The sequence below is a fragment of the Dokdonella sp. genome, assembly GCF_036518555.1.
Lineage (GTDB): Bacteria > Pseudomonadota > Gammaproteobacteria > Xanthomonadales > Rhodanobacteraceae > Dokdonella_A.
This window is the reverse complement of record NZ_DATDMY010000074.1, coordinates 1-8745: the sequence shown is the minus strand read 5'-3', so window position 1 is coordinate 8745 and position 8745 is coordinate 1. Positions and strand designations below refer to the sequence as shown.

At 70.0% G+C, this 8745-nt stretch carries 8 protein-coding genes; 4 read left to right on the top strand and 4 right to left on the bottom strand.

The genetic code is table 11. The features are described 5' to 3' along the window. The 3 genes from VI238_RS04825 to VI238_RS04815 form a co-directional block, all read right to left on the bottom strand. The coding region (locus tag VI238_RS04825) for a hypothetical protein (protein ID WP_331649030.1) at positions 1 to 412 on the bottom strand (412 nt) is incomplete at its 3' end. Next, entirely contained in the window at positions 409 to 726 is a 318-nt protein-coding gene (locus tag VI238_RS04820; protein WP_331649028.1) for a hypothetical protein, read from the bottom strand. The genes VI238_RS04820 and VI238_RS04825, both read right to left, overlap by 4 nt. Positions 727 to 902: 176 nt before the next feature. After that, entirely contained in the window at positions 903 to 1985 is a 1083-nt protein-coding gene (locus VI238_RS04815; protein WP_331649026.1) for a phospholipase A, read from the bottom strand. Positions 1986 to 2121: 136 nt separating this feature from the next. Here VI238_RS04815 and VI238_RS04810 point away from each other — a divergent pair, with 136 nt between their 5' ends. After that, positions 2122 to 3672 (top strand): CSLREA domain-containing protein, encoded by a 1551-nt coding sequence (locus tag VI238_RS04810; RefSeq protein WP_331649024.1) that lies wholly within the window; start codon positions 2122 to 2124, stop codon positions 3670 to 3672. A gap of 17 nt (positions 3673 to 3689) precedes the next feature. Here VI238_RS04810 and VI238_RS04805 read toward each other — a convergent pair whose 3' ends face one another. Beyond that, positions 3690 to 4922: a diguanylate cyclase gene (locus VI238_RS04805; RefSeq protein ID WP_331649022.1), complete on the bottom strand. Its 1233-nt coding sequence runs from the start codon at positions 4920 to 4922 to the stop codon at positions 3690 to 3692. A 147-nt stretch (positions 4923 to 5069) separates the two neighbouring features. On the opposite strand from VI238_RS04805, the gene VI238_RS04800 reads away from it, so the two are divergent. From VI238_RS04800 to VI238_RS04790, 3 genes are all read left to right on the top strand, one after another. Then, complete coding sequence (locus VI238_RS04800; protein ID WP_331649020.1) at positions 5070 to 5975, top strand: hypothetical protein; 906 nt, start codon at positions 5070 to 5072, stop codon at positions 5973 to 5975. A gap of 579 nt (positions 5976 to 6554) precedes the next feature. After that, positions 6555 to 7301 (top strand): electron transfer flavoprotein subunit beta/FixA family protein, encoded by a 747-nt coding sequence (locus tag VI238_RS04795; RefSeq protein ID WP_331649018.1) that lies wholly within the window; start codon positions 6555 to 6557, stop codon positions 7299 to 7301. A gap of 159 nt (positions 7302 to 7460) precedes the next feature. Next, positions 7461 to 8408: an electron transfer flavoprotein subunit alpha/FixB family protein gene (locus VI238_RS04790; RefSeq protein WP_331649016.1), complete on the top strand. Its 948-nt coding sequence runs from the start codon at positions 7461 to 7463 to the stop codon at positions 8406 to 8408. Positions 8409 to 8745 lie beyond the last annotated feature (337 nt).

Genomic DNA, 8745 nt, shown 5'->3' with positions numbered 1-8745 from the left:
TCGCGCCGGCGGGACCGGCCGGTCCGACATTGCCGGTCAGCGCGAACTGCGCCACGGGCGCCGTCGTGATCGGCTGGCGTCCGAGCGTCGCGCCGTTGACGCTGACCTCGAGCCAGCTCTGCTGCCCCGCGAATGCGCCGTCGAACGCGAGGTTGATCGCGAACACGCCGTTGACGACCGGCCAGCTCGGTTCGGAGATCGTCGCGCCGATCTGGTTGCCGCCGGTCGGCGCATCCCAGAGCGAGAACGTCAGCGCATAGTTGCCGTTGGCGGGATAGCCGTTCTGTTCGAGCCGACCCTGGTAGTTGAAGTCGGGCACCTGCGGCGCTGCGAACACCGGTTGTGCGAGCGCGAGCGCGATCGCGATCGCGGGAACGAGGGCACGAAGCGCATTCGATCGGAAAGTGGTCATTTGCAGATCCCCGTGCTGTTTTCGAATCCGGAGCGGAAGAGTTTGTCGTCGGTCGACGCCGAGTCGGCGAGGAAGCCGGACGAAAGGACGAACTCGCTGTTGCGCAGCGTGCCGAGCACGGGCTGGCCGACCGCCGACAGCAGGCGATAGCAGGTGTCGCGCATGAAACCGCCGCCGTTCGACACGAGACTCTGCGTGATCGCGAATCCACCGGCACCGTCGGTCGCCGATGTCGCCGCCGTTGTCCACAACGAAAGCACCGCGACGCACGCAGCAACGCGCGCGCGGCTCGAAGCCGTGTTCCGGTGATCCATGATTGTCCCCTGTAGAAACCATGCCCCAGTGGCACGGCAGCGGGCCGCCGGCCCGTGTCGCGCGCACGCATTATAGGCACAAGCCCCGTTCGCCCCGATCGCGGCAAGCGCGCGCGGGCGGCCTCTTTACATCAGGAGGCCAAGCGCGTTGCACGCGGCGCTCCGGAGTCCGCCCATCAGTACCAGTCGAGCAGCGACAGGCCGACGCCGAGGTAGGTCGCTTCGTGGTTGTAGTCGATCAGGCTCTCGCCGTAGCCATGGAACACCTCGACGTAGCCGCGCAGGCTGCCCGCAAGCGGCACGCTCCAGCTGAAGCGCGCCGACCCGTGGTTCGCGTCGCCGCCGCGCAGCGAATGGCGCAAGGTCAGGCCGAACGTCTGGTCGTTCCAGTTGCGCACGAGCTGCACTTCGCCGCGACCGACGTAGTCCTCGATGTCGCGGTTGTTGTCGTCGCCGCGCGATTCGGGAATGCGCCACCACGGCCGCAGCACGATGGTCCAATCGCCGCGCTCGAGGCCGATGTCGGCGACGATGCGGTTCCAGCTGCGCGAGTACGGGTCGCTGCGGCCATTCGACTGGTGGTTGATGCCGATGTCGAACAGGCGCGCGTCCCAGCCGAGCGCGTGATAGTGGGTGCCGAATACGAGGAGCGCCTCCGGCTCGTAGTCGGTTTCGCGGAACGGCCGCGATTCGTCCTTGTTGTAGACCTGCCAGCGCGACGACTGCGTGTAGCCGACCCAGAGATCGCCGTTGCCGAGCACGTCCTGCAGCACTTTCGTCTTCAGGCTCAGCTGGAATTTCGCCTCGATGTTGTCGAGGTGCGCACGCTCGCCGACGCTGTTGTCCGGGTTCGGGCTCCGCGGCTGCGTGTTGAGCTGGCTCGTCGCGAAGAATGGCATCACGTAGACCGGCCGGTAGCTGCGCAGGTTGAACGTGCCGAGCTTGCTCGCCGGGTCGAGCTCCCAGCGGCGGTCGAGCGACGAGGGCGCTCGCGGCACCGCCGCTTCGCCCGCGACGGCCGCGGCGCGGCCGTCCGGTTGCGTGAACACGCCGCTGCTGCGCATGCGCTCGTCGGCGGCGCGCTGCGCCTCGCGATCGTCGCGGTGCGTGGCGCGGTCGTAGCACGCGAGACGCTGCGCATCGGTCTCGATCGCCGTGCACGCGCGGATGTCGAGCGGATCGGGATTCTGCGCGGCCGCGTGCGTCGTGATGGCGAGCGCGGCGAGCGCCGACGCGGCGATGGCGAGTTGACGAGGCATTCGGGGATGTCCACGCAGGCGATCCGGCGATGGTAGCGCGACGCCCGCGCGCGATGCGGCGTTCGGGTTTTCGCCGTTCACCTGCGTAACAGGATCGAGGCGCACGCCGCGCCGGTCCCGCTTCCAAGGAGGCCTCATGGTTTCGATCGCATCGCGTGCCCGCGTCCGCGCCGGCATCGTCGCTTTACGGCCCACGCCGCTCCGGCGCGCGCTCGTCGCCGCCTGGCTCGTCGGCGGCCTCGCCGCGCTGCCCGCGAGCGCGGCGACGATCGCGGTGACCACGCCCGACGACGGCGATGCGGCTGCCACGGGCACGTGCACGCTGCGCCAGGCGATCCTGTCGATGAACGCGGCCGCGCCGACGGGCAGCTGCGCGACCACGGGCGCCGCGTTCGGCGATGACGATACGATCACGTTCGCCGCGTCCGCGATCACCGGCGCGGCGACGCCGGGTACGATCGCGCTCGCGGATTCGGCCGATGCGAGCGGCGCGGCGGGCGGCACGCTCGTCGTCACCGCGACGCGCCTCCGGATCGACGGCAGCGCATGGCGCGGCAGCGGCGCGCACCAGTACGAGGGCGGCGTGACGATCGCGCGGCCCGACGGCGCGACGCACGCGTTCGGCATCCTCCGCGACGAAGCGCCCGCGGGCGCGATGCTGGTTCTCGCAGGCGTGACGCTCGGCAACGGCCACGCCGCGGCCGGCCTCTGCAACGGCCGCGCGGACGGCGGCGGCATCTGCATGGCCGCGGCGGACCTCACGCTCGTCGACAGCACCGTGAGCAGCAACACGGCCGAAAACTTCGGCGGCGGCATCGCGTCGTCGAGCGGCGCGGTCGTGCTCACACGCAGCACGCTCTCCTCGAACGCCGCCTACAGCGGCGGCGGCCTGCACTCGCAAACCGGCGTCGTCACGATCTCGGCGAGCACGATCAGCGGCAACTCATCCTGGCCGGTTGGTGGCGGCGGTGGCATCCGCGCGGACGGAACGCTCGACGTCGTCGACAGCATGATCAGCCTCAACGCCGCAAAGCGCGGCGCGGGTATCCAGTCGTACGGCATCACGACGGTCACGCGCAGCGTCGTATCCACGAACCAGGCGTACTACGACGGCGGCGGCATCCATGCGCCCGCCGGAACGGTCACGCTGACCTCGAGCTCGATCGTCGGCAACTTCGCGCGCTACGAAGGCGCCGGCGCGCACGTCGGTGGCGCACTCATCGCGACCAATTGCACGATCGCCGGCAACAGTGGCTATCGCGCCGGTGCGGGCATCTTCGTTGCCGCGGCTGCCACGCTGCAGCTCGATCATGCGACGCTGTCGCTCAACCACTCCAGTCTCTCCGGGGGCGGCATCGGCGGCTCCGGCAGCGCGACGATCGAGCAGTCGATCGTGTCGGGCAACAGCGCGCCCGACGGCAGCGACATCGCCGCGGGTGTGGCGTGGACCGGCAGCGGCAACCTGGTCTCGAGCGCGAGCGACGCGCTCGGCCCGTTGCAGGACAACGGCGGCCCGACGCCGACGATGCTGCCCGGCGCGGGCAGCGCGGCGATCGACGCCATCGCCGCGCAGGACTGCACGCAGCCGTTCGACCAGCGCGGCTTCGCGCGCCCGCAAGGCGCGGGCTGCGACATCGGCGCGGTCGAAGTCGTCGTGGATGCGATTTTCGCCGACGGCTTCGACTGAGCCGCGGCACGCGTCGCTCATTCGTCCGCGGCGCGCACGACGCGGTTGCGACCGTCCTGCTTGGCCTGGTACAGCGCCTTGTCGGCGCGGTTGATGAGGCTGCGCGGATCCTCGCGATGGTTCCACTCGGCGACGCCGAAGCTCGCGCTGACCGCGCCGACGACCTCGTACGGCGCGCCCGCGATCTTCGCTCGCACGGCCTCGGCGATCGCCATCGCCGCGTCGATGCGCGTCTCGCGCAGGAGGATGATGAACTCCTCGCCGCCGAAGCGCGCCGCGCAATCGGAGCTGCGCAGCAGTTCGCGCACGCGCAGCGCGGTATGGCGCAACACCGAGTCGCCGCTGTCGTGGCCGAACGTGTCGTTGATGCGCTTGAAGAAGTCGAGGTCGAAGATGATCACCGACAGGCCGAGGTGCTTGATGCGCGCCTCGGCCATGTCGGCCTCGAGCCGCTCGAAGAAGCGGCGGCGGTTGACGAGGTCGGTGAGGAAGTCCTTCGTCGCGAGCTCCTCGAGGCGGCGGTTGACGCGCGCCATCGGCACGATCACGAGCCGCTCGAGCGCGAGGTTGAGGCCGGCGAACATGAGGCCGAACACCGCCACGAGCGACAACATGAACGTGTCGAACGCGCGGCGCGCCTTCTCGAGCGGAAACAGCACCGGCACGCGCACGAGCTGCATGCCGACCGTCTCGCCCTGCGTCCAGCCGAAACCGTTCGCGTCGCCGTACACCGCCCGCATCGTCGCCGGCGCCGCTTCGGGCGTGCTGTGGCACGCGAGGCAGGACGCCTGCTTGATCGTGATCGGTCGTGCGACGTACATCGATTGCTCGACGCCTTCGCCGTGGATGCCGCTGAGTTCGCCGAGCGCGGCGTCGGCGCGGAACTGCTCGATCAGCGACCGTTCCCAGTCGTTGGCGCGGTCGCGCGGGTTGGTCGGGTTGAGCACCGACTCCTTGTACACGTAGCCGGGATAGCGGTCGCCGAGGCGATGCAGCGTTTCGGTCGCGGCGAACGCGGGTACCGTCTGCGGCAGGAAGCGCTCGGCATTGAGCGGATCGAGGTGCGGCTTGATCTGGTCGGTCGTGTAGCTGCGGATCGCCAGCGCGGTCTCCATGAGCAACTGCGAGTTGTGCCGCACTTCGGCCATCGCGTCGCGTTGCAGTTGCGCGTGGTAGTACCAGCCGGCCGCGACGATCCCGATCAGGAACACCGCGGCGAGGACGAGATTGAACGTGAGTCGAAGACGCATGCGCACGGCGCCGCGCAGCGACGCCCCTCCCCTGAGCGCCCCCTGGCGCGCGGCCTATCCTCGCATGCGGCGCCGGCGCCCGCACGCCGCTGCGCGGTACGCCTCGGGATCGGCTAGGCTCGCGCCTTTGCCGACGCCGGACCATCGATGACCGCCCCGCTGATCGCCCTCGTTTCCGTCGCCGCCGCGCGCCCGCTCGACGACGATCTCGCGCCGCTGCAGGAGGCGCTGCGCGCGGCCGGCGCCGGCGTCGAGATCGTCGACTGGGACGATCCTGCGCTCGACTGGCGGCGCTTCGACCTCGCCCTGCTGCGCTCGACCTGGGACTACGCCGAACGCCTGCCCGAGTTCCTCGACTGGGCCACGCGCGTCGCCACGCGCACGCGGCTGTTCAACCCGCTCGCGGTGCTGCGCTGGAACACCGACAAGCACTACCTCGCCGAGCTCGAACGCGCGGGCGTCGCGATCGTGCCGAGCACGTTCGTCGAACCCGGCGCCGACGCGGCCGCCGCGCTCGACGCGTTCCTCGCATCGACGGACGCGGCCGAGTTCGTCGTCAAGCCGAGCGTCGGCGCGGGCTCGCGCGATGCCCAGCGCCACGCGCGCGAGCGACGCGACGCCGCGGTCGCGCATCTCGCGCGCCTGCTCGACGCGCGCCGCAGCGTGCTGCTGCAGCCGTACCTCGAGCGCGTCGACGAGCACGGCGAAACCGCGCTCATCCATTTCGACGGCCGCTACAGCCACGCGATCCGCAAGGGCCCGCTGCTGCGCCGTGGCGACGCGCCGACCGATGCGCTGTTCGCCGCCGAGGACATCCGCGCACGCACGCCCGACGACGCCGAGCGCGCACTCGCCGAGCGCGTGCTCGCCGCCGTGCCGTTCGAGTCACCCCTGCTCTACGCGCGCGTCGACCTCATCCGCGACGGCGACGGCGCGCCGCGCCTGCTCGAACTCGAACTCGCCGAACCGTCGCTGTTCTTCGCGCACGCGCCCGGATCGGCCGAGCGCTTCGCTGCGGCGGTCATCGCGCGCGTACCCTCCAAGCCCGCGTAGGAACGCACCCGGCACGTTGCTGTCGGAGCGCACCCTGTGCGCGACCGCAACGTTTCCGGTCGCCGCGCGTGCCGGTCGCCCACAGGGTGGGCGCCTGCATTCGATTCGCCGCGTCATTCGCGTACCGCGGCACGCGCATATCGACGCAACCCTGGGCGTCCTTTTGACAGGCGCTGGTCAAGGATTGCGCACCCCTCCTTGACAGCCGCGCCAGCGCGTCGTTTCCGCATCTCGATCCAGAGCTTGTCCACAGGGCCATCCACGCGCGCTGTGGACAACTCGCCGCTTGCGTACGTCCCGAGCCCGTCGATGCGCCGTCGCGCACGATGGGACCACGTCGGGTCGCGCTCGCCGCGACATGGTCGCTTTCTGCGCAATCCACTTGACACCCGCATGGCGCGGACCTGTCCGCCATGCCGCCCACGGGTTGTCCACAGGCCTGTCCACGCCGCCTGTGGAAAAGCGCCGGCTGGCCGGCGCGACGCGGCGCCGCAGCCCGCGCCGGCGCGCTTTCCGCTAAAATCGCGACTCTTTGCGCCGGCTCCGCGCCGCGCGGCTTCCAGCGAGGTTCGACATCCGATGAAGATCCTGGTCGGTTACAAGCGCGTCGTCGACTACAACGTGCGCATCCAGGTCAAGCCGGACGGTTCCGGCGTGGTCACCGACGGCGTCAAGCTGTCGGCCAATCCGTTCGACGACATCGCACTCGAAGAGGCGCTGCGCCTGCGCGAGAAGGGCGTCGCAAGCGAAGTCGTCGTCGTCACGATCGGCCCCGCCGATGCGCAGGCGCACATCCGCAACGGCCTCGCGATGGGTGCGAACCGCGCGATCCACGTCGTCACGGGTGAGGCGATCCAGCCGCTCACCGCCGCGCGCGCGCTGCTCAAGCTCGTCGAGAAGGAACAGCCGCAGATCGTGCTGCTCGGCAAGCAGGCGATCGACGACGACTGCAACCAGACCGGCCAGATGCTCGCGGCGCTGTGGGACCGCCCGCAGGCGACGTTCGCATCGAAGGTCGAGGTCGAAGGCAACGCGGCGAAGGTCACGCGCGAAGTCGACGCCGGCCTCGAGACGATCGAGGTCGACCTCCCCGCCGTGATCACGACCGACCTGCGCCTCAACGAACCGCGCTTCATCAAGCTGCCCGACATCATGAAGGCGAAGTCCAAGCCGATCGAGACGATCGAGTTCGCAAGCCTCGGCGTCGAGTCGGGCGATCATCTCAAGGCGACGCAGTACGCGCCGCCGCCGAAGCGCAGCAAGGGCGTGATGGTCAAGGACGTCGCGGAACTCGTGTCCGCGCTCAAGGCCAAGGGCCTGGTGTAGTTCGCGAGATCCATCTCCCGCTGGCGGGAGAAAGTGGCGCGAAGCGCCGGACGAGGGGAAGCCCTCGCGACGCTTCGCAGGTTCACCCTCACCCGCGCCTTCGGCGCGACCTCTCCCGCGAGCGGGAGAGGTGAACTGACCGAATCGGATGGAACACCCATGAGCAAGATCCTCATCCTCGCCGAACACCTCGACGGCAAGTTGAATCCGAGCACCGCGCGCTGCGTCACCTGCGCAACGGAGTTGAAGGCCGAGTCGATCGACGTGCTCGTGCTCGCCGCCGATCCCGCCACGATCGCGGCCGAAGCCGCGAAGATCGACGGCGTGACGAAGGTGCTCGCCGTCGCGCGCGCGGAGAACGCGCACGCGCTCGCGGCCGTCTATGCGCCACAGGTCGCCGCCGCCGCGAAGGCCGGCTACACGCACGTGCTCGCGCCGTCGACGACGTTCGGCAAGGACGTGCTGCCGCGCGTCGCCGCGCTGCTCGGCGTCGCGCAGGTGTCGGACATCTCCGCGGTCGAAGGCACGCACACGTTCAAGCGCCCGATCTATGCGGGCAACGCGATCGTCACGGTCGAGGCGCCCGCGGGCAGCGTGCTCGTCGGCACCGTGCGCACCGCCTCGTACGCGGCCGCGGCGAGCGGCGCGAACGCGGCGCCGGTCGAAGCGCTCACGCTCGACGTCGCGCTGCCGAACCACACGCGCTTCGTCGGCCTCGCGCAGGGCAAGAGCGACCGCCCGGACCTGCAGAGCGCCGCGCGCGTCGTCTCCGGCGGCCGCGCGCTCGGCTCGTCGGATGCATTCACGATCATCTACGCGCTCGCCGACAAGCTCGGCGCCGCGGTCGGCGCGTCGCGCGCGGCGGTCGACGCCGGCTACGTGCCGAGCGACCTGCAGGTCGGCCAGACCGGCAAGATCATCGCGCCCGACCTCTACGTCGCGGTCGGCATTTCCGGCGCGATCCAGCACCTCACCGGCATCAAGGACGCGGGCACGATCGTCGCGATCAACAAGGACGCCGAAGCGCCGATCTTCGAGATCGCCGACTACGGCCTCGTCGGCGACCTGTTCAAGCTCGTGCCGGAGTTCGAGCAGGCGCTCGGCTGACCGCTCACGGACGGATCCGGGCGGATCCGTTCGTTCGCGAAGCGCGGCGCTTTCGCAAGGTTTCGCTCGTCCTGGCGCCGTTTGTTTTCGGATCGCGTGCAGCAAGGTTTCTTTCGCGAAGCCGGCGCTTTCGCACGGTTCCGCTCGTCCTGGCGCCGTTTGCTCTTTCGGATCGCGTGCAGCGCAAGGCTTCTTTCGCGAAGCGCGGCGCTTTCGCAAGGTTCCGCTCGCCTCAGCGGCGAGCGGGTGGCTTCTCTTTGCTTGTCCATAGAGAAGTCACCAAGAGAAAGGACACCCCGGTGTCCCGGTCGACAGGCTGCGCCTGTCGACTTCGCGA

Bases quoted from the DNA above. Each gene is read 5' to 3' on its own strand.
- VI238_RS04805 (WP_331649022.1), bottom strand. From the start codon at position 4,922: ATGCGTCTTCGACTCACGTTCAATCTCGTCCTCGCCGCGGTGTTCCTG.
- VI238_RS04800 (WP_331649020.1), top strand. From the start codon at position 5,070: ATGACCGCCCCGCTGATCGCCCTCGTTTCCGTCGCCGCCGCGCGCCCG.
- VI238_RS04790 (WP_331649016.1), top strand. From the start codon at position 7,461: ATGAGCAAGATCCTCATCCTCGCCGAACACCTCGACGGCAAGTTGAAT.
- VI238_RS04820 (WP_331649028.1), bottom strand. From the start codon at position 726: ATGGATCACCGGAACACGGCTTCGAGCCGCGCGCGCGTTGCTGCGTGC.
- VI238_RS04815 (WP_331649026.1), bottom strand. From the start codon at position 1,985: ATGCCTCGTCAACTCGCCATCGCCGCGTCGGCGCTCGCCGCGCTCGCC.
- VI238_RS04795 (WP_331649018.1), top strand. From the start codon at position 6,555: ATGAAGATCCTGGTCGGTTACAAGCGCGTCGTCGACTACAACGTGCGC.
- VI238_RS04810 (WP_331649024.1), top strand. From the start codon at position 2,122: ATGGTTTCGATCGCATCGCGTGCCCGCGTCCGCGCCGGCATCGTCGCT.